At 67.2% G+C, this 25,063-nt stretch carries 26 protein-coding genes; 16 read left to right on the forward strand and 10 right to left on the reverse strand.

Annotation, left to right across the window (positions count from 1 at the left end; genetic code table 11):
- The first annotated feature begins 82 nt into the window (after nt 1-82).
- The 10 genes from VFV19_05860 (at nt 83) to VFV19_05905 (ending at nt 10,909) form a co-directional block, all read left to right on the forward strand.
- Nucleotides 83-1,060: a DMT family transporter gene (locus VFV19_05860; protein ID HEX4823816.1), complete on the forward strand. Its 978-nt coding sequence runs from the start codon at nt 83-85 to the stop codon at nt 1,058-1,060.
- A 322-nt stretch (nt 1,061-1,382) separates the two neighbouring features.
- Nucleotides 1,383-1,796, forward strand: coding sequence for an ATP-binding protein (locus VFV19_05865; GenBank protein HEX4823817.1), 414 nt, complete (start codon nt 1,383-1,385; stop codon nt 1,794-1,796).
- A 5-nt stretch (nt 1,797-1,801) separates the two neighbouring features.
- A complete protein-coding gene (locus tag VFV19_05870; GenBank protein HEX4823818.1) occupies nt 1,802-2,101 on the forward strand; it encodes an STAS domain-containing protein in 300 nt (99 codons plus the stop codon).
- 36 nt (nt 2,102-2,137) lie between these two features.
- A complete protein-coding gene (locus VFV19_05875) occupies nt 2,138-2,683 on the forward strand; it encodes a sigma-70 family RNA polymerase sigma factor (protein HEX4823819.1) in 546 nt (181 codons plus the stop codon).
- 230 nt (nt 2,684-2,913) lie between these two features.
- The gene (locus VFV19_05880) at nt 2,914-3,936 is read left to right on the forward strand and encodes a hypothetical protein (GenBank protein HEX4823820.1); all 1,023 of its coding nucleotides are present in this window, start codon (nt 2,914-2,916) and stop codon (nt 3,934-3,936) included.
- 394 nt (nt 3,937-4,330) lie between these two features.
- Nucleotides 4,331-5,101 carry a hypothetical protein gene (locus tag VFV19_05885; GenBank protein HEX4823821.1) on the forward strand — a complete coding sequence of 257 codons (771 nt, stop codon included), beginning with the start codon at nt 4,331-4,333 and terminating at the stop codon, nt 5,099-5,101.
- Nucleotides 5,102-5,200: 99 nt separating this feature from the next.
- Entirely contained in the window at nt 5,201-6,052 is an 852-nt protein-coding gene (locus VFV19_05890; protein HEX4823822.1) for a hypothetical protein, read from the forward strand.
- Between the two features lie 88 nt (nt 6,053-6,140).
- Nucleotides 6,141-9,206, forward strand: coding sequence for a hypothetical protein (locus VFV19_05895; GenBank protein ID HEX4823823.1), 3,066 nt, complete (start codon nt 6,141-6,143; stop codon nt 9,204-9,206).
- The gene (locus VFV19_05900; protein ID HEX4823824.1) at nt 9,203-10,210 is read left to right on the forward strand and encodes a PrsW family glutamic-type intramembrane protease; all 1,008 of its coding nucleotides are present in this window, start codon (nt 9,203-9,205) and stop codon (nt 10,208-10,210) included. The genes VFV19_05895 and VFV19_05900 overlap by 4 nt, the downstream gene beginning before the upstream one ends.
- A 42-nt stretch (nt 10,211-10,252) precedes the next feature.
- Complete coding sequence (locus VFV19_05905; protein HEX4823825.1) at nt 10,253-10,909, forward strand: hypothetical protein; 657 nt, start codon at nt 10,253-10,255, stop codon at nt 10,907-10,909.
- A 75-nt stretch (nt 10,910-10,984) separates the two neighbouring features.
- On the opposite strand, the gene VFV19_05910 is transcribed toward VFV19_05905, so the two are convergent.
- Together VFV19_05910 and VFV19_05915 are read right to left on the reverse strand one after the other, a co-directional pair.
- Complete coding sequence (locus tag VFV19_05910) at nt 10,985-11,626, reverse strand: hypothetical protein (GenBank protein ID HEX4823826.1); 642 nt, start codon at nt 11,624-11,626, stop codon at nt 10,985-10,987.
- An 8-nt stretch (nt 11,627-11,634) separates the two neighbouring features.
- A complete protein-coding gene (locus VFV19_05915) occupies nt 11,635-12,084 on the reverse strand; it encodes a hypothetical protein (GenBank protein ID HEX4823827.1) in 450 nt (149 codons plus the stop codon).
- Nucleotides 12,085-12,197: 113 nt separating this feature from the next.
- Between VFV19_05915 and VFV19_05920 the strand changes: the two genes are divergently transcribed.
- Nucleotides 12,198-13,106 (forward strand): polyphosphate kinase 2 family protein, encoded by a 909-nt coding sequence (locus tag VFV19_05920; GenBank protein ID HEX4823828.1) that lies wholly within the window; start codon nt 12,198-12,200, stop codon nt 13,104-13,106.
- 30 nt (nt 13,107-13,136) lie between these two features.
- Here VFV19_05920 and VFV19_05925 read toward each other — a convergent pair whose 3' ends face one another.
- From VFV19_05925 to VFV19_05950, 6 genes are all read right to left on the reverse strand, one after another.
- Nucleotides 13,137-14,069, reverse strand: coding sequence for a hypothetical protein (locus VFV19_05925; GenBank protein ID HEX4823829.1), 933 nt, complete (start codon nt 14,067-14,069; stop codon nt 13,137-13,139).
- 154 nt (nt 14,070-14,223) lie between these two features.
- On the reverse strand, nt 14,224-14,577 hold the full coding sequence (locus tag VFV19_05930; GenBank protein HEX4823830.1) for a DUF4870 domain-containing protein: 354 nt from the start codon (nt 14,575-14,577) through the stop codon (nt 14,224-14,226).
- Nucleotides 14,574-15,443: an LPXTG cell wall anchor domain-containing protein gene (locus tag VFV19_05935; protein ID HEX4823831.1), complete on the reverse strand. Its 870-nt coding sequence runs from the start codon at nt 15,441-15,443 to the stop codon at nt 14,574-14,576. The genes VFV19_05930 and VFV19_05935 overlap by 4 nt, the downstream gene beginning before the upstream one ends.
- Before the next feature lie 17 nt (nt 15,444-15,460).
- The gene (locus VFV19_05940) at nt 15,461-16,051 is read right to left on the reverse strand and encodes a class D sortase (protein HEX4823832.1); all 591 of its coding nucleotides are present in this window, start codon (nt 16,049-16,051) and stop codon (nt 15,461-15,463) included.
- Between the two features lie 65 nt (nt 16,052-16,116).
- On the reverse strand, nt 16,117-16,743 hold the full coding sequence (locus VFV19_05945; protein ID HEX4823833.1) for a hypothetical protein: 627 nt from the start codon (nt 16,741-16,743) through the stop codon (nt 16,117-16,119).
- Nucleotides 16,744-16,752: 9 nt separating this feature from the next.
- On the reverse strand, nt 16,753-18,375 hold the full coding sequence (locus VFV19_05950; GenBank protein HEX4823834.1) for a CHAD domain-containing protein: 1,623 nt from the start codon (nt 18,373-18,375) through the stop codon (nt 16,753-16,755).
- 67 nt (nt 18,376-18,442) lie between these two features.
- Between VFV19_05950 and VFV19_05955 the strand changes: the two genes are divergently transcribed.
- Nucleotides 18,443-19,456 (forward strand): potassium channel protein, encoded by a 1,014-nt coding sequence (locus VFV19_05955; GenBank protein ID HEX4823835.1) that lies wholly within the window; start codon nt 18,443-18,445, stop codon nt 19,454-19,456.
- Between the two features lie 55 nt (nt 19,457-19,511).
- A complete protein-coding gene (locus VFV19_05960) occupies nt 19,512-19,751 on the forward strand; it encodes a hypothetical protein (protein HEX4823836.1) in 240 nt (79 codons plus the stop codon).
- A 54-nt stretch (nt 19,752-19,805) separates the two neighbouring features.
- On the opposite strand, the gene VFV19_05965 is transcribed toward VFV19_05960, so the two are convergent.
- Entirely contained in the window at nt 19,806-20,147 is a 342-nt protein-coding gene (locus tag VFV19_05965; protein HEX4823837.1) for an STAS domain-containing protein, read from the reverse strand.
- A 26-nt stretch (nt 20,148-20,173) separates the two neighbouring features.
- Between VFV19_05965 and VFV19_05970 the strand changes: the two genes are divergently transcribed.
- Nucleotides 20,174-21,709: a glycosyltransferase family 39 protein gene (locus VFV19_05970; protein ID HEX4823838.1), complete on the forward strand. Its 1,536-nt coding sequence runs from the start codon at nt 20,174-20,176 to the stop codon at nt 21,707-21,709.
- Entirely contained in the window at nt 21,706-23,379 is a 1,674-nt protein-coding gene (locus tag VFV19_05975) for a glycosyltransferase family 39 protein (protein HEX4823839.1), read from the forward strand. The genes VFV19_05970 and VFV19_05975 overlap by 4 nt, the downstream gene beginning before the upstream one ends.
- A gap of 90 nt (nt 23,380-23,469) precedes the next feature.
- On the opposite strand, the gene VFV19_05980 is transcribed toward VFV19_05975, so the two are convergent.
- The gene (locus VFV19_05980) at nt 23,470-23,808 is read right to left on the reverse strand and encodes a hypothetical protein (protein HEX4823840.1); all 339 of its coding nucleotides are present in this window, start codon (nt 23,806-23,808) and stop codon (nt 23,470-23,472) included.
- Between the two features lie 127 nt (nt 23,809-23,935).
- On the opposite strand from VFV19_05980, the gene VFV19_05985 reads away from it, so the two are divergent.
- Nucleotides 23,936-25,063: a c-type cytochrome gene (locus VFV19_05985; GenBank protein HEX4823841.1), complete on the forward strand. Its 1,128-nt coding sequence runs from the start codon at nt 23,936-23,938 to the stop codon at nt 25,061-25,063.

The following is a 25,063-nucleotide window of genomic DNA, read 5'->3' on the forward strand; positions in this document are numbered from 1 at the left end:
CGTTACAACGGCGCCGAGGGGACAGCCAACCCGATTCTTAGTAGCCTAGGCGCCCCCCCGCGAGGGTACGGAAGGGCGCCCGTTGGGTTTCCTCGGCCAGACGCGATCGCTCCTGATCACCGGCCTCGCGGACGTCTTCGCCGCCGTGCGCGAAGAATCGCGCCGCCCCGGCGAGCGCTTCGGCCTCGTCCTCATGGTCGTCTCCGCCGCCTGCTTCGCGCTGATGGCGGCGATCGCGAAGAAGCTCCTCCCGACGACGCCGATGCAAGCGGTCGTCTTCTCGCGCGGCATCCTCATGACGACGACGTTCGTGGCGCTCGCGCGGCGCCAAGGCGTGCCGGTCATCGGGAATCATCCGTGGATGCTCCTCTTCCGGGGACTCCTCGGCTACGGCGCTCTCTCCTGCTACTTCTGGTCGGTCCAGCACCTCCCGCTCGGCGATGCCGTCTTGCTTCAATACAGCCATCCGATCTTCGTGGCGGCGCTCGCGCCGTTCGTCCTCCACGAGGCCACCGGGCGCTGGCACTGGCCGCTCGTCGTCGGCGCCCTGGCCGGCGTCGCGCTCATCGTGGGACCGGCCCACGGGTTCCGCGGCGCGGCGCTCATCGGCCTCTGCGGCTCGATGCTCTCGGGCACGGCGTACATGGCGGTGCGCCGGCTCTCACGCACGGAACACGCGCTCACGATCCTGATCTGGTTCCCGCTCGCGAGCATCCCCGCCTCGCTCGTCGCGACGCTCCACGCGGGGAAAGCCGCGCTTCCTCGTACGGGCGCGGAGATCGCGGGACATCTCCTCGTCTTCGTCTCCGCGCTCGTCGGCCAGTGGACCCTGACCTCGGGCCTGGCGCGCGCCGGCGCCGCGCGCGCAACCGCGGTGACGATGACCGGCCCGGTCTTCGGCCTTGCCTTCGGATGGCTCATGTTCGGAACGCGCCCCGTTCTCGAATCGCTCGCCGGCACGGCGATCGTCATCGCCGCGGTGATCCTCCTCGCGAAAGAAAAGAAGAAGCCTGTTGATCTGGTCGAGACGCGGGAAGAGTCGGTCGTCAGTAGTCGATAGCGTCGGAGCTGTAGCGTCGACAGCACACAACGAGCGTTCGCATCGACGGTCAACAGCTCAACGTCGAGAGTCGATCACGCAATGAACTCTCGAACATCGGTGCACACGCTTCTTCTGATCGTCACTCTCACGTTCGCGGTCGACCAGGATGGCGAGGTGGACGACGCCATTGACACGAATGTGTCGGCCGACCCGGCCGATGCTCGTCGACTCCTGGGAGCGACGACCGGGACATGAGCGAGGGCCCAGCGCCCTCCATTCTCTTCTATGTGTTAAAGGCAAGTGACGGAATGGTGGAATCGCCGGGGTAGACTAACGGCCGATGAACGCCCGCGCCTTCAGGTCTTTTCCGCGCTCGGCCGCGTGTCTGCCCGAGATCTTCGAATTCATGGAGGCGTTCTTCGAGACATCCGGCGTGGCCGAGCCGCACCGCAACCCGGCGGAGTTCGCCGTCGAGGAGCTCTTCACGAACCTCGTCAAGTACAGCCGCGGCGGGACGCAGGAGATCCGGATCGAGCTGGCGCGGGAGGCGGGCCGCCTTGTCGTCAGCCTTACCGATTTCGGCGTCGAGCCGTTCGACATCCGCACCGTCCCCGACGCGCAGGTCGATCTCTCGGTCGACCAGCGGAAACCAGGCGGGCTCGGCATCCACCTCGTGCGGCGGATGGTCGATCAGATCGATTACCGGTACGAAGACGGCTGCAGCACCACCACGTTCGTGAAGAGCCTGGAGTGAGTCCCATGCTCGAGATCAAGTTCGGACCCGAGGGCGAGGTGATCATGGCGGGGCGCTTCGATGCCTCGCAGGCCGAGATGGCCGAGACCTTCCTCTCCGGCGTCAAAGAGAGCCGGGTCGTCGACCTCAAGGACCTGAGCTATATCTCCAGCCTGGGGCTGGGGGTGCTACTCTCGGCCCAGAAACGCCTGATGGGAGCGGGTCACAGTCTTCGTCTGGTCAACGTCCGGGGACATGTACGGGAGATCTTTCATTTTTCCGGCTTCGAGCAGGTTTTTGAGATCGACCCGGCTCCCCCGGCGTGATCGGCTGGCCAACTTCCCCGGAACCGGCGTGCGCTTATGACGAATGAGAACGACGACAACGCGCTGGTTCAGGGGTGCTTGGCCGGAGACGAACACGCCTTCGAGATCCTCGTCGTCCGCTATCAAGGGCCGATCTACAACGCCGTCCTCCGGATGGTGCGCGACCGGGACGACGCCTCGGATCTCACGCAGAACGCTTTTCTCAAAGCGTATCAACAGCTCTCCAAGTTCGATCCTCATTACAAGTTCTTCAGCTGGCTCTACCGAATCGCGATCAACGAGAGCCTGAATTTCGTCAAGCGGAGCGGGCGGCAGGAGCCGCTCGACGGTGACGGCGTGGCGGAGTCGGCCGATCCCGAGCGGTCCGTGGTCTCGGCCGAGATCGGCCGTCACGTTCAGGGCGCTCTCATGAAGGTCTCTGCGGACTACCGCGCCGTCCTCGTGCTCCGGCACTTCCACGACTGCTCGTACGAGGACATGGCCGCGATCCTCGGCATCCCCGAGAAAACAGTAAAGTCGAGACTTTTCAGCGCCCGACGTCAGCTCAAGGAGCTACTCGAGGCCGAGGGCATGCTGCCTTGACGCTGTCGGCATACCCCAAACGCGGGAATACTGCCTCGACGCGCTAAGTCCCCTTGCCGGGTTGAATCCGGGCGAGTTTGTTGGCGGGCCAAAAAAAAGCCAACCTTTTCAAATTTCACTGGTACGTTACATGTAACGGGGGGCCGAAACGCCCGACAACCTGGAGGCGGAAAATGGCTAGCAGCACAACAGGCAGGGGGAGCGCGAAATATCTATTCGTCGGAGGCGGCGTGCTCGTCGCGATCGTCTTGGTGGTGGCTTTCAAGAGCTACCCGACCAAGCCCGCAGACGCCACCGGCACGATTCAAGGCGCCTCGCGCCACCACGAGACGCAGATCACTCCGGATGACGTCAAGGTCGCGCCCGACGCTCTGGCCGTGTGGATTCAGAGCGACACGTTCGACAAGATCGTCAAGGATCCCGTGGCCCGTAAGCTGTTCACCAGTGGCGCGGTGAACGAACTCTTCGTCAACGATGCCGCGCGGCACATCGCACTCGCAGACGGTGCGACGAAGGTGATCGTCGGTGACGCGGGCGCGAAGTGGATGGTCCCGGTCGACTCCGGCAAGCTCATCACCGGCGAGGCCGGCCCGAAGTACATGGTCCCCGTCGACTCCGGAAGACTCATCACCGGCGAGGCCGGCGCGAAGCACATGGTCCCGGTCGATTCCGGCAAGCTCATCACCGGCGACGCCGGCGCGAAGTGGATGGTGCCGGTCGACTCCGGCAAGCTCATCACCGGCGAGGCCGGCCCGAAGTACATGGTCCCGGTCGACTCCCGCACACTGATCACCGGTGACGCGGGCTCCAAGTACATGGTCCCCGTCGACTCCGGCAAGCTCATCACCGGTGAGGCCGGCGCGAAGTACATGGTCCCCGTCGACTCCGGCAAGCTCATCACCGGTGAGGCGCAGAAGCTGCAGAAGGACGGCACCAACCTCATGGTGGCCGGCGATGCGCAGAAGATGGTCCCGATCGATTCGGGTCGGTTGATCACGGGTGACGCCGGTGCGAAGTACATGGTCCCGATCGACTCGGGCAAGCTGATCACAGGCGAGGCCCACAACAAGTTCATCACCGTGGGTGACGCTCGCAAGCTCTTCGCGACCGACGCCGTGAAGCAGGCTCTCGAGAACCCGGCCATCAAGCTCGCGCTCCAGGACGCCGCGTTTTGCGAGGCTCTCCGGGACGCCGCGACCCTGACTGCACTACAGACCGAGGCGAGGAAGCTCTCGCCCCAGAACGGCGACTGAAGCCCGTAAGACATCCGCTTCTGTGAACGAAGGGGGTGCGCCAACACGGCGCACCCCCTTCGTCTTTTCATGAGGCGGATCGCCTGCAGGGTCGGCCCATCTGCCCCCTCGGCAGTTTTCTTCGTTTCGCGCCAGAATTCGAGCTTATTCGGCCCAGATGTGATCATCCGGCCAACTTCCCGGCCCTCGGCGTGTACTTGGAACGTGAGACGATAACGCGCTGCTTCAGGGGTGCACGAGTGGAGACGGAAACGATTTCGAGATCCTGCTCATCGAAGCCGCCGCGGCGCGGACGACCCGCCGACAAGACGCCACCTGCGAGGACAGCAAAGCTCCGACTTTCCAGCGCCCGACGCCAGCTCATCGAGCTGCTCGCGGCCCAGGGTAGGTTGCCATGACGAACCCTACGGACCTCCACGAGCTGATTCATGCTGACATCGACGGAACCGCCAGTCCGGCCGACCGCGCCCGGCTGCGCGAGTTGCTCGACGCGAACCCCGAAGCCCGGGCGGAGCACGAGCGCCTCGCCGCCCTGAAAGATGTGCTCGCGCGCGTCGCCCCCGAGGCGCCGCCGGAGCCTCTGCGCGCGCGGATCATGCGCTCCGTACGAGCGGAAAAGGCCCGTCGCTCCATGGGATTCTGGCAACGCATCGCGCCGCCGTGGCTCACCAGCCGCACCGTTCTGCCGGTCGCCTACGCGGCGGCGGCAGGTGCCATGATCGGGATCGTCGGGTTCCACATCATCACCGGGCAGGGCTCATTCGACGCCGTCGAGCGGGATGCCGCGGCGACGATCGGCTCGAAGCCGGCCGGGACCGAGGCGGGCCGGGTCGTCTTGAGCGGCGCCGGAATCACCGGCACGGCCACTCTCCGGAAGCTCGAGACGACGTTCGCCCTGGACGTCGATCTTCCCGCCGGTTCGGGGCTCGACGTCCGGGTTGCCTACGACCCGGCGGTGGTGAAATTCGTCGGTTGGACGGACCGGAGTGGCGAGGTCGGCCCGCTCGAGGCCGCGAACGGCACCGTGCGTTGGCACAGTACCTCGTCGCAGCGAGTGACTCTCTTCTTGACCCCCCAAACCGGCGAATCGTCCCAGGTGACAGTCAGCTTCAATACCGGCGCCGTCAGCGGCGGCGGTTCCGTCGGGATCCCAGGGCGCGATTGAGAGCGCGGGTGGGTGGAAGAAAACCACCAACCTTTTGAGAACTGGTTGGTAAGTTAGGTGGTAACGGGCCGTAAAGGTCCGACAACACGGAGGCGGAACATGGCTAGCAGCAGAGGAAATCGGGGGACCGCGAAATTCTTCTTCATCGGCGGCGGCGTGGTCGCGGCGATCGCGTTGGTGGTGTTCTTCCAGAACTACCCGCCCAAGCCCGCGGACGCCACCGGCACGATCCAGGGTGCCAGCCGCTATCACGAAACCCAGATCACTCCGAGCGATGTCAAGGTGGCGCCGGACGCTCTCTCGACCTGGATCCAGAGCGACACCTTCGACAAGATCGTCAAGGATCCCGACGCCCGTAAGCTCTTCGCGAGCGGCGCGGTGAGCCAGCTCTTCACCAACGACGCCGTGCGGCTGATCGCGCTCGACGCCACCAAGGTGAGCGCGGGCGATGCGCAGAAGCTCCAGAAGGACGGCACGAACCTCATGGTGGCCGGCGACTCGACCGGCGCTGCGATCAAGGGATTCAGCAGCCGCAACATCGACAACGGCGCGCAGCACGTGATGAGCGTCGGCGACGCGCGGAAGCTGATCGAAAGCGGCGACGCGCAGAGCCAGAGAATGGTCATCGGCGACGCGCGGAGCCAGAGGCTGGTTGCCGGCGATGCCCAGAAGATGGTCGTTGGCGATGCCCAGAAGATGGTCGTTGGCGACGCCCAGAAGATGGTCGTTGGCGACGCGGCGAACAAGTTCATCACCGTTGGCGATGCTCACAAGCTCTTCCAGAGCGACGCGGTCCGGCAGGCCCTCGAGAACCCGGCCATCCAGCAGGCGCTCAAGGACTCGGCGTTCTGCCAGGCCCTTCAGAACGCGGCGACGATGAACGCCCTCCAGAACGAGGCTCAGAAGGTCTCGCCGCTGAGGGACGACGCCACCAAGCAGAACGGCAACTAAGACTTTAAGAGTTACAATCCGCTTCCGTGACAACGGGGGCGCGTCCGGTAGGGCGCGCCCCCGTTGTCGTCTTGTGGGGGGCGGATCGATGGGTGACCGCGGCACGCGGCTCTTGGCCGCCGGGCTACTGACTCTCGGCTGCGCGGTCACCGGAGCGTTCGCTCAGTTTTCCTCCGTCGAGACCGAAGAGCTTCGCCTTCTCTACCTCGATCCGTTCCAGACCTACCTCGTCCCCCACGTCGGCGCCTGCTTCACGAACTCGCTCGCGTTCGACCACAAGCTCTTCAACTTCACCCCTTCGGAAAAGGTCACCATCCTCCTCAACGATTTCTCCGACATGGGGAATGCGAGCGCCTCGTCGGTCCCGCGCGATTTCATCTCGATGCAGGTCTCGCCGCTCTCCGCGGCGTACGAGACGGTGACGACGAACGAGAGATTCAACTGGCTCTTCAACCACGAGCTGATCCACGTCACGACGACCGACATGGCGGCGAAGCCCGACCGTCGTGCGCGAAAGTTCTTCGGGGGGAAGGTCCTCCCCAACAACGAGGACCCGGAATCGATCGGCTATTTCTACCTGACGACACCCCGCGTGTCGGCTCCCGGCTGGTACCTCGAGGGAATCGCCGTCTTCATCGAGACCTGGATGGCCGGCGGCCAGGGACGGGCGCAGGGCCCCTACGACGAGATGGTCTTCCGCTCGAAGGTCCGAGACGGTGCGCGCATCTACGACCCGCTCGGCCTCGCCGCCGAGGGGACCAAGATCGACTTCCAGGTCGACGTCAACAACTACCTCTACGGCACCCGGTTCATGACCTACCTCGGCTACCACTACTCGCCCGAGAAGGTCGTCGAGTGGGTGAGCCGCCACGACGGCAGCCGCGCCTGGTACGCGACGAACTTCAAAGCCGTCTTCGGGATCCCGCTCGCGCAGGCGTGGTCGGAGTGGATCGCCTTCGAGCACGAGTTCCAGAACGCGAACCTCGCGGCGATCCGGAAGTACCCGACGACACCCACGAAAGATGTCTCACCGCGGGCGCTCGGCTCGGTGTCGCGCCAGTTCGTCGATCCCGACAAGAAGGTCATGTACGTCGGGTTCAACGCGCCGGGGCTCGTCGCCCACATCGGCTCGATCTCGCTCGAGACAGGCGCCCTGAAACCGATCGTCGAGGTGAAGGGTCCGGTCCTCTTCACCGTCACCTCGCTCGCGTGGGACCCCGATCGCAAGATGCTCTACTACTCGACCGACAACACCGAGTTCCGCGACGTCGTCCAGCTCGACCCGGCGACCGGGAAGACGAAGCGCCTCTTGAAGGACGTCCGGATCGGCGAGCTGGTCTTCGACCGCACCGACCGGTCGCTGTGGGGGGTCCGTCACTTCAACGGGATCTGCACGTTGGCTCGGATGCCCTACCCTTATAAGGAGTGGCAGCAGGTCGTCTCGTTCGCCTACGGCCAGGTCCCCTACAACCTCGACATCTCCCCCGACGGCACGCTCCTCTCCGCGTCCCTCGGCGGGATCGACGGCCGGCACGCGGTCCACGTCATGAAGATCGAGGATCTTCTGCAAGGTCGGCTCGAGGACGTTGCCAGGTTCGACTTCGACACGTTCATCCCCGAGAACTTCATCTTCTCGGAGGACGGCAAGTTCCTCTACGGCAGCTCGTACTACACCGGCGTCTCGAACATCTTCCGCTACGAGCTGGCGACGAAGAAGCTCGACGCGCTCTCGAACGCGGAGACCGGCTTCTTCCACCCGCTCCTGCGATCCGACGGCTCGATGTTCGTGTTCCGTTACACAGGAGACGGTTTCGTCGCGTCGACGATCGACCCGAAGCCGATCGAGGACGTCAGCGCGATCACGTTCCTCGGGACGAAGCTCGTCGAGACCCACCCCATCGTCAAGGAGTGGAAGGTCGGCTCGCCGGCGCGGATTCCGTTCGACGATCTCGTCGTCGCGCGCGAGCCCTACGCGAAGTGGCGCGACATCGGCACCGAGTCGTTCTATCCGATCCTCCAGGGCTACAAGGATTCCGCCGCTGCCGGCATGCGATTCAACTTCACCGATCCGATCGGGATCAACCGGTTCACGCTGTGGGCGAGCTACTCGCCGGACCAGGCGCTGGCGACCGACGAGCGCCTCCACCTGCAGCTCGAGTACAAGCGCTACGACTGGAAGGTCGACGCGAAGTACAACGCCGGTGATTTCTACGACCTCTTCGGGCCGACGAAGGTGAGCCGCAAAGGGTACTCGCTGCGCGCCGCGTGGAACCACATGCTCTACCGCGACAACCCGCGGCAGTTCCAGGTCACGGTCGACGGCGCCTACTACGGAAACCTCGACACGTTGCCCTACTACCAGAACGTCGCTTCACCGGCGTCCACGCTCGCCACCCTGTTCGCGAAGTTCCAGTTCGACAACGCGCGCGCGAGCCTCGGGCGCGTCGACGAGGAGAAGGGTGAGCACGCCTCGCTCTACGTCTCCGGCACTTACACGCCGAACCCGAACTGCACCCCGAACATCGCCCAGCCTCTCAACAACTGCAACACCACGACCGCGCCGGCGGGCGGCTTCTACCCGCAGGTGCTCGGCACCTTCGACGTCGGGTTCCAGCTCCCGCTCAAGCACTCGTCGATCTGGCTCCGGAGCGCGGCCGGCGGCGGCACCGGCGACCCGACGAGCCCGTTCGCGAACTTCTTCTTCGGCGCCTTCGGGAACAACTGGGTCGACAACGGAAACATCAAGCGTTATCGCGAGTTCTTCTCGTTCCCCGGCCTCGCGATCAACGAGATCGGCGGCCGCACCTTCGCGAAGTCGATGCTGGAGTGGAACCTCCCGCCGATCCGCTTCCGCCGCTTCGGCACGCCGGGGTTCTACGCGTCGTGGATCCGCACCGCCCTCTTCGCGGGCGGCCTGGCGACCAACTTCGACCACCAGAACGGGACGTTCTACGATATCGGGCCGAGCGGTAACTGGGAGCCGTTCACGGCCAAGATCTCGAACAACGTCGCCGACGCCGGCGTGCAGATGGACATGCGGTTCACCTATCTCTCGCGCCTCGACATGACCCTCTCCTTCGGCTACGCCGCCGCCTTCGAGGACGGCCACGCGCCGCGCCACGAGGCGATGGTCTCGCTCAAGGTCATGCCGTGACCGTCGCGGTCGGGCTCCTGCCCGTCCTGTTCTTCCTCGGCGCGCTCATCTACCTCGACAGCTACAAGCTCGTCCGGAAGCGGTTCGTCGCCGGCGCGCTCGTCGGCGGCTGCGTTCTCGCCGTCGTCTGCTGGGGCATCAACACGGCGCTCGGCGGGGCGATTCCCGTGGGGTACGAGGGCTACTCGCGCTTCATCGCCCCGATCGTCGAGGAATCCGTCAAGGCGCTCCTCATCATCGGGTTCGCGCGCGCGAACCGGATCGGGTTCCTCGTCGACGCGGCGATCTACGGGTTCGCGATCGGCACCGGTTTCGCGCTGGTCGAGAACGTCGTCTACTGGTCGACCCTCACCGATGCTTCGTGGAGCCTCTGGCTCGTACGCGGGTTCGGGACCGCGATCATGCACGGCGGCTGTACCGCGATCGTCGGCATCGTGGGGAAGGCGCTCACCGAGCGCGGACGCTGGCCGACCGCCGGTGCGTGGGCCGCCGCGATCGCGGTCGCCATCCTCATCCACTCGTTCTTCAACAGCTTCTTCCTGGCGCCGGTGACGCAGGCGGCGGTCATCGTGCTCTTCCTCCCGCCGCTCGCCTACATGATCTTCCGTCGCAGCGAGCGCTCCCTCGAGCAGTGGCTGAACGTCGGCTTCGACGCCGACACGGAGCTCCTCGAGCTGGTGCTCTCCGGCCACGTGTCGGGCACGCCGGTCGGCAACTACCTCGGCGAGCTGCGCTCGCGCTTCCCGGGCGAGGTCCTCGTCGACATGCTCTGCTACCTCCGCCTCCACCTCGAGCTGTCGCTCCGGGCGAAGGGCCTCCTCATGATGCGCGAGGCCGGGTTCCCGGTCGTCCTCGACGGCAACGACAAGGCGAAGCTCGAGGAGCTGGACTTCCTCGAGCGCAGCATCGGCACCGTCGGCAAGCTCACGATGAAGCCGTTCCTGCGGACGACCTCGCGCGATCTGTGGGAGATCTACATGATGAGGGAAGAAGCGAAGCGGTAATCGAAGGGGACCAAGTTTTTCTTACACGAAGAGGAGACTGTCATGAATCGTTGGCTCGGAGTCGCCGCCCTCGGCGCGATCGCCCTCGGCGTCGCGACGCAAGCAGAGGCGCAGTCGAAGAAGGAAGTCGAAGGCTACATCGCCGGCGGCTACGTCCTCTCGGAGGGCGGGACCGGCGACTTCACCAACGACGGCTGGAACATCTCGGGTGGCGCGATCTTCCGTCCCGCGCCCGAGCTCCCGCTCGCGCTCCGCTTCGACCTCGGTTTCAACTGGTTCGACGCGAACCGTCACGCGATCGACGTCGCGCAGTCGAACGGACTCCTCGTCAACGACGGCAACATGAGCCTCGGCACGCTGACCGCAGAGCTCATGTACGAGTTCGGCGGTCATGGCGGCGTCGGCGGCTACGTCGCCGCGGGATTCGGCGGCATGCGCCGCTACGGCAACTTGACGACGACCGTTCCCCTCTCGGGAATCTGGTGCGACCCGTGGACCGGCTTTTGTTACCCCGGATACGGTGCGGGCCAAGCCATCGTCGCCGACGACACGGTGACGAAGTTCACGTACAGCGCTGGAGCGGGCGTCACGTTCCCGGTCGGGCACGGCACGCTCTACGTCGAAGCGCGCTACCACTGGATGGAGGCGAGCCATCCGTCCACCCAGATGCTGCCGATCCTCGTCGGCTATCGCTTCTGAGAAAGAAAAAGGCCGCGCGGCGATGCCGTGCGGCCTTTTTCTAGTCGGACGATCGACTCGAGACTACCGACTTCCTCAGATGATTCCCTTCGCTCTCATCTCATAGACCACTTTGCTGATGACGCTGTCGATCTTCTGCTGCGTGCCGCCGCCGTCATCCATCCACGTCTCGGTCTGCCCGGTCCAGACGAGCGCGTCCTTGTCGCCCTTCGACGCGTCGTAGAAGTTGGTCTCGAGCGTCACCACGTCGTTGACGGTCGTATACCCCGGCGACACGACGGTACCGTAGCCGACGCTCCAGTAAGTTCCCCAGCCGCCGTAATAGCCGGGTCCGTACGGCGCGTAGCCGACCGTCGTCACCGTCGTCGGGACGTCGGTGGTGACCGTCTTCTTCCCGACGAGGCGCGTGACGAGGACGTGCGTCACACCCTCCGCGCGGATGCGCTGGACGAGCGCATCCTTGTCGAGCTTCGACGCGTCCGGCACCCACTGGTAGCCGGCGATCGCCTGAAAGCCGCGGCCGATGAGCCTCGAGGCGAAATCGTCCTCGAAGCGGCGGCGAATACCGTTGTCTTGGGAGATCCCGAGGACGAGCACCTTCTTGACGCTCGCTTTGGACGCGCCCGGCGCGGCCCACGAGGTCACCAGCTCGGTTCGGGTCGTGCACGACGCGGCGAGGGTCAGGGTGAGAAGCGCGAGGGCCGAAGCGTGACGCATCGTCGTCCTCACTTGAGACGCACCGAGAGGCCGTTGGCGGTGAGCGAGGCGATCGTCATGCTGAACTTCGCCTTGTTCTTCCCCTCGATCTTGATCTTGTCGGGATCGTATCGGTCGACCTTGAACGCCTCGCCGAGCGCGACCTTCAGCTCCTTCTCGGCGTCCTTCGCCACCTCCGAAGCGCCCATCTTCTTCGCGATCGTCACGCGGATCTCTTTCGCGGTGCCGCCTTCTGGCGTGAAGTGGAAGAGGAGCTGACCGTCGTTCTTGGCCTTGTCGTCGAAGTAGATCTTGATGTCGTTGACCATGGGCGCCGAAGGCAAAGCTGCGGCCGCCGCGGGCGGCGGCGCCGGCGCCGGCTCTTCCTTCTTGTCCTGCGCCGTCGCGAGCGTCGCCAGGCCGAGGGCCAGCGCCGCGCCGAAAGCGATGATCCGGAGCGATTTGTCGTCGTGCATCACGTGTTCCTCCGCGATAATGGGCGATACGACGCAGTGTAGCGCACGACCGCACGGGAGACGGGCTTGAGCAAGAGAGGTGGGGCGCGGTTCAGGAGAAGAATGAGGAGACCCCGATGGACGACTTGAAGAAGATCATTCAGCGGTGCCATGAGCTTTGCGATCCGTACCGCGTCTCGCGCGGGAAGGATTTCAAGCTGAAGAAGTTCGATCCGTCAGACACGGGCGATCTGAAGTCCGCGGACAAGCCGAAAGCCAAGGAGGCGCTCACGCGCGGGGTCGAGGTGCTCGCGGAGCTGCAAGACCGGCTCTACGCGCAGGATCGCTGGTCCGTACTCCTCATCTTCCAGGCGATGGACGCCGCCGGCAAGGACGGCGCGATCAAGCACGTCATGTCGGGAATCAACCCGCAGGGCTGCCAGGTTTACTCCTTCAAGGCGCCGAGCGCGGAAGATCTCGACCACGACTTTCTCTGGCGCACGACGCGCTGCCTCCCGGAGCGCGGGCGCATCGGCGTCTTCAACCGGTCGTACTACGAAGAGGTGCTCGTCGTCCGCGTCCATCCGGAGATTCTCGCCAAGCAGAAGATTCCTGCCCAGCTCGTCGGCAAGAGGATCTGGAGCGAGCGCTTCCACGACATCCGCGCGTTCGAGAGCTACATCGCCCGCCAGGGCGTCGCCGTCGTGAAGTTCTTCCTGAACGTCTCGAAGAAGGAGCAGCTCAAGCGATTCATGGCGCGCCTCGACGATTCGGACAAGAACTGGAAGTTCTCCGCGACCGATGCGGCCGAGCGCGGCCACTGGGACGACTACATGCACGCCTACGAAGACCTGATCAGCGAGACCGCGACCTCGTCGGCGCCGTGGTACGTCGTGCCGGCGGACAACAAGTGGTACACGCGAGCGGTCGTCGCAGCGGCGGTGATCGATACGTTGGCGAGCCTCAAGCTCGAGTATCCGAAGGTCGACAAGGCGAAGGCGAGAGAGCTGGCGGCGGCCCGCGCGGCGCTGACCGGCCGGCGCTAACGCGCGCTTCCTAGGGTCGCTACGAGTGACTCACGGGGCGGCGACGGAGACCCCGGGAGAATTCGGGCAGCACCGCGACGGAGCGGGTTTCCACGAACGACGATACCGATCTACCGCGGCGGAGGCGCCGGCGGCCGAACGGTATCCGAGCCATCGAGCGAGCGAAGTCAAACGAATGTCCACGCCGGCGCGCGCCTCATGGATGAAGGCGCCGCGTGCGAGCGCGGCCTTGGGACCGCCTTCGCGCGGGGAGCGGATCGCCGCGACGGGGACACTGAACCTCGAAGCGACCGCGTGCGCCAGAGCAGGCTTGGGCCAGGGAGCGTGCGTGGGGATGGTCGAGTGCGCCGGCGCGGGACGCCGAGGCGCGAGCACGGGCTCGACCCTCCAGGCGGTGTTCTCGAGGCCGGACCCGGCTGCGAAGAGCGCGTCCCACCGCGGGCGTCCGTTCGCGTCGCGTGTCCCGCGATCGAGCCCCGCTTCGACGTAGGCCCGATACCGGTGACGGGCACCGATCGTGCCGAACCGGCCGAGCACCGCTTGAGTGACGAGCCATCGCGGCGCCGCCGGATCGCCGAGGTACGAGCGAAGGCTCGAGAACGGCCAGTCGGCGGCGTGCGCGGCGACGCCCGCCTCGACCGGGTTGAGATGAATGTAGCGGCTGACCTCCATGAGATGGCGCCCGAAGGTGATGCCGATGATCTTGATCGCGGCGTCCGTGGGCGGAGCGATCCTGCGCGCCGCCTCGTACGCGGGACGGAGCGCAGCGCGTACGAGGATGTGGAAGTGCCGGGGCAGGACACAGTACGCATGCACGTCGACCGGGAGGCGACTGCAAGCCCCGGCCAGGCACACGACCGCCTCCGCCCCGCCGCGCCCGGGATCGGTGCGGCCCATGACGTGCAGCCAGCCGGCGTCAGCCGGCGCTCGCAGCGTGCGGTGCCTCGAGATGACTCCGAGCATGCCGGCCATCATCGAGGGAAATGGGATGCCGTGCCGCTCGCGGAGGCCCCGGGACGGTTGCCTCTGCGCAACGCTTCTTGGCTGAGCGCGCGGTTCTTCCTCAGGAGCGCGCGCTCGCCGCGAAGGAAAGTCGAGAACGGGAAGCCCGGAAGGGCTAGGGGGTGACACCGATGACGGGATACCGGAAGTACGTCCCGTCGTAAGCCTTGATCGCTCCGACGATCGGTAACGCGATCGCCGCGAGTCCGAGGATGGCCCAGAAGGCGACGACCGCGGGAATCAAGATCACGGTGAACCACAGGACGGCCGTGCACAGGACGAGGCCGAACACGACGAGGTTCAGGAAGAGCGCCTGCTTCGCGATCGACGCGATGACCGGTGTATCGCTCTTGACGACCCAGATGAGAAGAGGAACGAGCGCGCCGCCGAACGGCACGAGGTAACCGGAAAGCCCGGAGAGATGGGTCAGCGCCGCGAGCGTGCGGTGCTCGGGCGGGATCGTGGTCATGCCCGCGTGCCGAGCCGCCGCCGGAGAGTGAGGAACGCACCGAGCCCCGCGAAGAGAAGGCCGGCGAGCGCGAGGACCGGCTGCGCGCCGGCGGTCTTCGGAAGTGATTTCGGCGTCGCGGCGGGCGGCGCAACGGCCGGTGCCGTATGCGGAGGCTCCGTCGCGGGCGGGGCCGTCGCCGGAGGCGTGGTGGCGTGCGCGGCCGGAGCCGTCGCGGCCGATCCGGTCGAGCCTGCGGCGTCCGTGGGTGCGGATTCGGGCTGGCGGGCGATGTTGGAGGAGAAGCGGTTCACCTTCGGTGTGTTCGCGATCGACCTGAGGGGCACGGGCCTGTGCTTCTCGACATCGACGAACGTCTCGACGTCCGACCCCGACATCGCCTTCGGGGGCAACTTGGTCACGACCGCCGCCGTGATCTTGTCGCCGGCGACGAACGCCGCCAACGGAACGATCTGGCCGGCCCGGTAGATGAGGATGCCGGTCCCCCCCGTCGTCCCGTCCGTGAAATCGCGATACTCGTTGTCCGAGTCGCCGGCGACGATCAGGTGCCCGCCCATCGTGTAGGCGACGCGCGCGCCGCGCAGATCGACGACACTCATCCGCACCGGTTCTGTGGTGCCGAGCGTGCCGCTGACCTTCATCCCCGGCCGGAGGACGGAGAGGCTGCCGGGTGCGCCGTCGGCGGTGAACGACGCGCCGCTGCCGACCGTGTAGTCGAACGCGTGATCACCTTCGCGCACGATGACGCGGTTGTCGTTGACCGAGATCACCTCCGCGTCGTGAACGTCGTAGGTCGCTGCGATCGCCGATCCGAAGAGGACCGCGGCGCTCCACGCCGCGGCCACGACCGTCCTGCCGAGCCTCATCTGATCCTCCCCGGACGTCAGCGGCGCACGGCGCGCACGATGTAGCGCTGCGGTGCCGGGCCGACGTGGTAGAACGGAAAACAGGTCACGAGGGTCAAGGAAGGCACCGGCGTCGACGCGAGGACCGAGACATCCTCGGGCGCCACGACCCGTGTCTCCGCGACGACGTAGGTCGCGGTCTCTCCCACCGTCTTCAACACGATGACGTCGCCGATGCCGAGATCCTTCAGACCCCGGAAGAAGCCGTCACGGTGCCCGGCGATCCCGACATTGCCGGATTCCCCGGGAGCGGTCGTGCCGTCGATGTGGCCGACGCCGCGATCGAGCGCCAGGTCTCCAGTTCCCTCGAAGAGTGGAGCCTTGAGGCCGACCTTCGGGATCGTCAGCACGCCGATCGCCGGTGCCGACGCCTGACCCAGGCTCTCTTCGTAATGATGGCGCCGCGAGTCGGACCACTGGGACATGTCGGAGGGGGCGAGCCGCTGCTCGAACTCCTCGACGGCCCGCGCCGAAGCCCAGGTGCTCAGGCCGCGCAGGCCGGCCCACGCCGCGAGGAGGGAAACGCCCACGATCCAGGAGAATCGCTCCAGGCGCTGCCACCCCGTCATGCGTTGAAATCCATGGCGCCACACAATTTAACCGCAGTTCGCCCGGTTGTCCCGTGAGGGGGGTGTCAGCGGACCCGGATCGCCAGGCCGGCCCTTGCCTCGAACTGGTACCAGCCGCCGGCGGCGAAGCGCACGTCGCAGCCGGGCCCGCAGTTAACGGCGAGCGCGGCGTCGTTGATCGTCCCGTACCCGAGGACCTCGAGCTTGAACGCGAGACGCTTGCCGATCGCCGTCTTGAAGCCGCCGCCGATCGAGCCGGAGAAGCCGAGCGTGTGATCGACGGTGCCGGTGTCGGCGCCATAGCGGGTGACGCCGAGGGCGGCGGACACGAACGGGGTGATCGCCCCCTGGGTCGGCTCGTAACCGCCGCCGAACTGGAGGTAGTCGACCCGCATGTCGAAGTGCGAAGCGCCGAAGATCGCGGGGTCGGCGTCGAACGTCAGCTTCTGGAAGTCGGCGAAGACCTCGAACCATGCGTCGGGGCGGACGTAGAAGTCGGCATCCAGTCCGAACGAGGCGGTGGCCGAGGCTTCCGCCGGGGCGATGCCGGGCTGGTCCGCCTCGAGCGTCGCGCCGTTCCGGATGCCGATCATCGGAACGAGATCGATACGGTGCTCGTTCTCCGGCGGCGCGGCCGCAACCGGTGCGAGCGCGGCCAGGGCCGCCAGGAGCGCGAGGATGGGACGCAGCATCCGGGAAGTCTAAGGCAGCGGACGCGATTTCGTCGCGCGCTTAGGCGCCGCGTCGTCGAGCGCGGCCTTGAGGGCGCGCTTGCGGCGGGCCCCGACCTTGCGGTACTTCCTGGAGAAGGAGCGCCGGAGCGAGGATGCACGCCGCTCGCACTGCGCCGAGATCGCTCCCATCAGGAACAGCGCCTGAGGCGGCAGCTTCCGCCGGCTGCTTTGCGCCAGCGCCTCGAGATGTCCGATCGCGACCCACATGTCTTGATGGTGGCCGAGCAGATTCTGGAGCCCGCTGACCCCGTCGATCATCGCGGCGACGGCGCCATCGTAGAGGGGCTGATAGAAATCGAGCGCATAGCGCAGGCGCTTGCACGCGATCCTGAGCTCGTGCAGCTCGGCCGGTGCCGACCGCCGCGAGAGCGGATCGCCGACGCGGCGGAGCCGGCGGTAGCGCTTGCGGATGAGGCGCGGCGCTTCGGCGACCGCCGCGCGACGCCCCGCGGCCGGCCGACGCTTGGGTCCGTCGGTCAAGAGCGAGGTCAGGTGCACGACGAGGTGCCCGTATCGCTTTGCCTCGAGCACCCGGAGGAGCTTCCGGCGGGCTGCGGCGTGCTTGACCCGCAGGACGCCCTCGATCGCGTCGAACGCCGCGGCCGCAGACCGCGGGTTGTCCCGGCGCCACGCGGCGAGCTGCGTGAGCTGCACCTCGAGGTCGCGCACGCCTCCGAGCGCGGCACCGAAACGCCTCAGCTCGCGGCGCAGCGCGCGCGCCCGCGCGGGGAGCGCCTCCTCGAAGAGGCCGAGGGCGGCCCTGAGACGCCGCGCGGCGACGCGCATGTCGTGGACCGCCTCGGGATCGTCGCCGAGCCTCACGGCGGGCTCGACGGCGAGGAAATCACGGCCGTCGGACCGGAGGGTCGCGAAGGCCAGCTCGGCGAGCGACGGGCGCGGCGGAAGCTCGGTGGGACCGAGATCGATCCCCGGCGGCTCGACGCCCGCGAGGTCGCGCGCGGTCGCGGCGAACGGCGGCGCGGGGGTGAGCGCGCACGTTTCGCTCAGCGCGGCGGCGAAGGAGGCCACCGAGGCGTCGTCGGTGCCGCGGATCGTGAGCCGGGCCGCGACCCGCCCGTCCGTTTCGCCGGGCTGCGCCGCCCGCAGCTCGTCGAGCTCGACGAGGAGCCGGCGGTCACCGTCCCGGACGACACCGCGACGCCGCTGGAGGCGGACGGTCGCGACCGTCTCGAGCAGGCGCTGCCCGGCGAGCGCTGCGACGCGCGTGCCGACCTCTCCCTCGGCCCGCGCCGGCTCGCCCGGCGCCACCGGAGAAGAGGCTTGTACGGATCCCTCGTCGTCCGCGGGAACGGGATGCGGCGTCCCGAGCGGGCTCAGGCGCGCGATCCCGCCGCTCTCGACCCTGAGCAGGCGGACGGCGGCGGCGATCCGGCGGTCGGCGGTGTCGAGCCAGCGCTCCTCGCGCTCGTCCGACGAGAGGTGTCTCGGCGCGACGCGACCCGCGGATTCGAGGACTCCGAGCGCGCGCTCCACGTCGTCGATGGCGGGAACGGCGAACGTCGCCCGGGCGCGCAGATCTCCATCGCCCTCGGAAGGGACGAGCCGGAGCCTCTGGGCCGTCTCGGCCATGGGCGCTCGCTTTCGTCGGAAGACCGTGCCGCCTCATAATAGCGCGCTTCAACGGAGCGGAATGGGCGTGGAGCTTCGCCGGAGACTCGTGCATGCCGTCGGCCTCCTGGCCGCGTTCGCGGCGCTCGCCGTCGTCGGCTTCCGCCTGTTCGCGCACGTCCCGTGGCTCGACGCGCTCTACATGGTCGTCATCTCGCTGTCGGGGGTCGGCTACCACGAGATCGTCGACACCTCGCACAGCGCCGGTTTGCGGGCATTCAACATCGCGGTCCTCGTCGGAGGATTCGCGGCGGTCGTCTACGTCATCTCGCTCGCGACGGCGGTCATCGTCCAGGGCGAGTTCGGGTCGATCTTCCGGAGGCGGAGGATGGAAAAACGCATCGCGACGTTCCAGGGGCATTACCTCGTCTGCGGCGCCGGCGAGACCGGCACGCTCGTCGTCGCCGAGCTGGGGAGGACGGGCGCAACCGCGTCGGTCGTCGACCTCAAGCGCGAGCGCCTCGAGGCGCTGCCCGACCGGCCGACGCTCGCCACCGTCGAAGGCGACGCGACCGATCTCGCGACGCTCGAGCGCGCGGGGCTCGACCGCGCGGCGTGCGTCGTCACCGCGCTACCTCACGAGAAGGACAACCTCGTCGTCACCGTCCTCGTCCGCCAGAAGGACCCTTCGATCCGCATCGTCGCGCGGCACGTCGATCCGCTGATGGCCGACCGTCTGCGCAAGGCGGGAGCGGACGCGGCCGTCTCGCCGACGGCGATCGGCAGCATGCGGCTCGCATCCGAAGCGGTGCGGCCGCACGTCGTCGGATTCCTCGACCAGATGCTCAAGGAGCGCGCGCAGACGGTGCGCATCGAGGAGATCCCGCTCGCCGCGGGATCGCCCTGGATCGGCAAGACCCTCGGCGCGCTCGACCTCCGCAAGCAATGGGGTCTCACGACCTTGGCGCTCCGCGACGGCGACGCGAGCTATCGCTACGGCCCGGAGCCGGAGGAAGCGCTGTCGTCGGGCACCGTCCTCATCGTGCTCGGCGACGTGGCGCGAATCGCGGAGGCGCGTGCCTCCGCGGTTCCGAAGCGATAGCCTGGAGAGAGAACGGCTCCCGAACCCCTGCGGGACAACGGCGAAGGAGAGATCGATGGATACCGACAAGCTCAAGGCGGAGTGGGACGAGATGGTGGCGAAGCTCGAGCGCGAGCGGGACGAGCTGCGGCTCAAGATGAACCTCGGGCGGAAGGACCTCCAGTCCGAGTGGGAGCGCCTCGAGACGCAGTGGCACGAGCTGAAGAACGTCAAAGGCCCCGCACTCAAGGACGCGCTCGGCCAGGTCGCCGATGACCTCAAGAAGGGCTACGCCAACATCCGCAAGCTGCTGTAAGCGAGAACAAGGGGACAGCAGAATGTCCCCATTTTGCTGTCCCCTTGTTCTCGCTTACGCGAAGCTGGCGACGGCCTCGTCGAGGTCATCGAAGATCTCGAAGGCGCGCTCGAGCTGTGTGACCTTGAAGATGCGACTCGCGACCGTCGCGCGATCCAGCACGATCTTCACGACCTTCCCCAACTCGCCCGCCTTCTTGGCGCAACCGACGATGACGCCGATGCCGGCGCTGTCGAGGTGGCTCATCTTGCGGAGGTCGAGCACGAGCCCCTTCGCGTCGCTGCGGAGCGCCTTGCCGGTGCCTTCCTCGAGCAGGTCGGCGGTGAACCCGATCGTGAGCGAGCCCTCGTAGGCGACGACGGCGATCCGGCCGCGATGGTTGATCGTGACGTTCATCGGCCGACCAGGATACCCTGTCGCCCGTGATTCCCGGAGCATCGTCCCGTGACCGGCTCGCCGCTTACGGGATCCCTGTCGCGATCGTCCTCTTCCAGCTCGCCACGTTCCGCGGCTACGGCATCTTCCGCGACGAGATGTACTACCTGGCGTGCGCGGATCATCTCGCCTGGGGATACGTCGACCATCCTCCGCTTTCGATCGCCGTCCTCGCGGCGTTCCGGGCCGTCTTCGGGTCGTCCCTCCTTGCGGTGAGGATCGCTCCCGCGCTCGCCGCGGGGCTCACGGCGTACCTGGCGGCGTCGTGCGCCCGCGCCCTCTCGGGCGGCGCCTTCGCGCAGCGTCTCGCCGCGCTGTGCGCCGCGACCTTCCCGCTCGGGCTCGCGGAGGGCGCGTTCTTCTCGATGAACGCCTTCGATATGGTGTTCTGGACCGCGATGCTGCGCCTCTTCATCGCGATCTTGGATGGAGCCGACCCGCGTCTCTGGCTCGCGTTCGGCGCCGTCGCCGGATTCGGCCTCGAGAACAAGATCAGCGTGCTCTTCCTCGGGATGGGGATCGCCGCCGGTATTCTCCTCGCACGCCGCTTCGATCTTCTGCGATCGCGCTGGCCATGGATCGGTGCTCTGATCGCGGGCGCGCTCTTCGCCCCGCACGTGCTGTGGCAGCTCGCTCACGCATGGCCGACGCGCGAGTTCATGGACAACGCGCAACGCTTCAAGATGTCCGCCGAGACGCCCTTGGGGTTCATCTCGCAGCAGATCCTCCACGCCGGCCCGTTCCTCCTCCCCGTGTGGGCCGCCGGCGTCGGCGCGCTTCTCGTCACACCGGCGCTCCGCCCGTGGCGCGCGATCGGATGGGCGTACCTCGTCATCCTCGTCTTCTTCATCGCCACAGGCGCGAAGCCGTACTACCTCGGACCGATCTACCCGGCGCTCTTCGCCGCGGGTGCGGTGGCCTGGGAGCGACTCGCAGCGAGCCGGCCGGCGTGGCGATGGCTGCGCCCCGCGCTCGCCGCCGTCGTGCTGATCGGCGGCGCACTCCTGGCGCCGGCGACGAAGGGCCTCCTCCCCGAGGAGACGTACATTGCGTACGCGCAGGCGCTCCACATCCAGCCGCACTCGGGCGAGCGGCACGAGATGGGGCGGTTGCCGCAGCACTTCGCCGACATGCACGGCTGGCAGGCGCTGGCGGAAACGGTCGCGCGCGTCCGTGACGGCCTGCCGCCGGACGAGCGCGACCACCTCTGCATCTTCGGGCAGAACTACGGCGAGGCAGGTGCCGTCGATCGCTTCGGTCCGGCGCTCGGCCTCCCGCGCGCGATCTCCGGCCACAACGCGTACTGGATGTGGGGGCCGGGGAGCTGCGGCGCGGGGAACACCTGGATCGTCATCGGCGACAATCGCGAGACCCTCGAGACGATCTTCGGCTCGGTCACGCTCGGCGAGACGTTCCACTGCGATCTCTGCATGCCGTTCGAGGACGACAACCCGATCTGGATCTGCCGCCGCATGACGATGCCGATCGACGCGCTGTGGCAGAAGGCGAAGAAGTTCGTATGAGCGAGCCCAGCTTCGTGGAGCGTCACGCACGGTGGATCGCCGCCGCGATCGTGGTCGTCGCGGCCGTGATGCGCTTCGCCGGCCCCGGAACGGCGCCGCCCGGCCTCCACCCCGACGCCGCGTCGAACGCGTGGAACGTGCAGTGTCTCCTCGCGACCGGCAAGGACTGGAACGGCGAGTCGTGGCCGGTGCTCACGAGCCGCGGGTTCGGCCAGGGGCAGTCGACCCTCTTCTACTACTTCCTCCTCCCGTTCCAGGCGGCATTCGGGATGAGCGCGAGGACGACCGTCCTTCCCTCGGCGCTCACCGGCACGCTGTCGGTGCTCTTCCTCTACCTCGCGGGCGCGCGGATGTTCGGCAAGACCGCCGGCCTGATCGCGGCGACGGTCCTGGCGCTCATGCCGTGGCACCTTCTCTTGAGCCGCTGGGGACAGGAATCCGGGATCGTCCCGATCCTCGTCACGCTCCCCATCGCGCTCATGGCCTCGTCTGGCCTGCCGTTCACCTCGCGGGATCCCGAGCAGGCGAGCGCCTGGCGATCGACGGTGGCCGGCTTCGCCGCGGGGCTCGCGTGCTACGGCTACCTCGCAGTCCGCGTCTTCCTTCCGATCTCGATCGTCCTCGCCGCGCTGCTGAACGGCCGCAACGTGGCCAGGTTCACGACAAGCCGCAACGGCCGCCGCGCGCTCGCCGGCTTCCTCCTCGGCCTCGCCGTCACGCTCGGTCCGTTGGCGACGCGCCACCTGATGGACCCCACGATCGGCAAGCGCGCTCGCGAACAGGCGAGCTGGTCGGCGAACGACCCTACGTCCGTTGCCCTGGGGAAAGTCCTCGCGCGCTACCCCGGCAGCCTCGGCCCGAACTTCCTCTTCGTTCACGGCGACGAGTGGCCGCTCCACACGCTTCCCTCATCGGGGCCTCTACGCGATTACACCGCGCCGCTTCTCCTCGCGGGACTCGCGGCGATCGTGCTCACGTACCGCCGAGACCCTTCGGCGCGAACACTTGCCGCGATGCTCGTGGTCTACCCGCTCGCCGATGCGCTCGCGCAGCATCCGAGCCCGCATCTCCTGCGCACCGCCCCCGGCATGGTGCCGCTCGCGCTCGCGGCAGGCCTCGGCGCCGCCTGGGCGTGGGGCGCGCTGCGTCAGCGGCAGCGTGTCGTGGCGATCGCGGCGGCGTGCGTGCTCGCGGCGTGGGCGACGTTCTCCACGGCGCGCTTCGCGCGGATCTTCTACGGACCGGCCTACAACCGCGACGTGAACACCTGGCAATACTTCAACGTCGACCTTCTCGAGGCGCTCGACTGGGTCAAGCCGCGCTTCGACGGCGCCGACGGGGTGTGGATCTCGATGACGTCCTCGTCCGCGATGGAGCAGCCGTTCGTGCTCGCGCTCGTCGAGCTCGGCTACGACCCGAAGCGCTGGTTCGCGGACAAGAAAGTCGTCATGCCGCGCAGCGACACCGACCTCGTCCGCTCCGTCGGCAAGATCCATTTCATCTTCACACCCGAGGACGCCGAGCCGCTCCGCGAGCTCGGCAAGGACGCGCGCCAGGACCACGTGCTCATCATCGCCCGCCCCGGCGAGTGGCATCGCGGCGAGCCCGCCCACACCGTCTACCTTCCCGACGGCCGCCCCAGCTTCCTGATCTACGACCTCCAGCTCTAAACGGGGACACCAGGAACTAGGGCGAGAGAGCGAAAAGCCTGACGATCAACGCGATGAACGATCTCAGGCTCATCCTCACTTCCAAGACTTTCATCCCTTGACGACGAATCCCTTCTTCGAGAGGAGCTCGCGCACGCGCTCTTTGAGGTCGCCCTGGAGCTCGATGGCGCCGTCGCCGGCCTTGCCGCCGGCGCCGCAGGCGCGCTTCAGCTCCTGGGCGAGGGCGGCCACGAAGCCCTGATTCCGAGGTAAGCCGTCGATCACGGTGACGGTCTTTCCGCTCCGTCCGGCCTTCTCGATGCGGACCTTGGCCACGATCCGGTCCGGAACCGCCTCCTCCGCACCGGAAGAGCAGCGGCATCCAGCCTCCGGCCATCCGCACTTCGGGCAGACCCTTCCGCGATCCGAGTTGTAAACGACACGGGGCATGGGGGGACAGTACCCGAGTTTCGGAGGGACGGATCTGCGGCGCGTCTCGTCCGGCCGAAATCGGTGCCTGTCCCCTTATTTCCGCTCTGGTATCCTCGGCGCTTCAATTCTTCAAAAGGGGCCCCCCATGTCTCGTTCCGGTCTCACGTTCCGCGCGCTCATCGCGGTCGCCGCGATGGCGGTCCTCGTCTCGGTCGCCCTCGCCCAGAGCACCGCTCCCCCGGTGAAGAAGGCCGAGGACGAGTACATGAACATCCAGGTCCTGAAGGGCGTGCCGGCGGATCAGGTCGTCCCGGCGATGCAGTTCATCTCGAACGCGCTCAATGCCGACTGCGAGTTCTGCCACGTCCGCGGCAGCTTCGACAAGGACGACAAGGAAGAGAAGAAGACTGCGCGCGAGATGATCAAGATGATGAACGAGATCAACAAGGCGAACTTCGACGGGCACAAGGCGGTGACGTGCTTCACCTGCCATCACGGGAGCACGAACGTCGCGAACGTGCCGGCGATCCCGGACACCGAGCCGAAGCCGCCGCAGCCGCCGGTCAAGCCAGAGTCGCTGCCCGCGGCGCAGGCGCTCCTCGACAAGTACGTCGCCGCGGTCGGCGGCGCGGACGCGCTCGCCAAGGTCAAGAGCCGCTACCAGAAGGGAACGATGAGCGGGTTCGGCGGCCGCACGATGCCGGTCGAGATCTTCGCGAAGGCGCCGGACAAGCGCGCGGCGTACGTGCAGATGGGCCAGGGCGCGAACATCACGGCGTTCGACGGGAAGAACGGCTGGCTCGGCAACCCCGGCCGCCCGGCGCGCGACATGTCGCCGGACGAGGCCGCGCACGCGAAGATGGACGCGGATCTCACCTTCGCCGCCGACGTGAAGAAGATGTACACGAAGTTCGACGTCGCGCCGTCCGACAAGGTCAACGGCCACGACGTGTGGATGGTCATCGCGCGGAACGAGGGCCAGCCGCCGCTCCGCCTCTACCTCGACCAGCAGAGCGGCCTGCTCGTTCGGCTCCAGCGCTACATCGAGACCCCGCTCGGCCGGAACCCGACTCAGATCGACTACGACGACTACAAGGACGACGGCGGCGTGAAGGTCGCGCAGACCTGGACCGTGGCGCGCCCGCAGGGCCGGTTCACGATCAAGGTCGACGAGACCAAGACGAACGTCGACGTCGACGACGCGAAGTTCGCGAAACCGGCGGATGCACCCAAGCCCGACGCGCCGAAGCCGGCCGAAGGGAAGAAGCCGTAG

Source organism: Candidatus Polarisedimenticolaceae bacterium (assembly GCA_036275915.1).
Lineage (GTDB): Bacteria > Acidobacteriota > Polarisedimenticolia > Polarisedimenticolales > DASRJG01 > DASRJG01.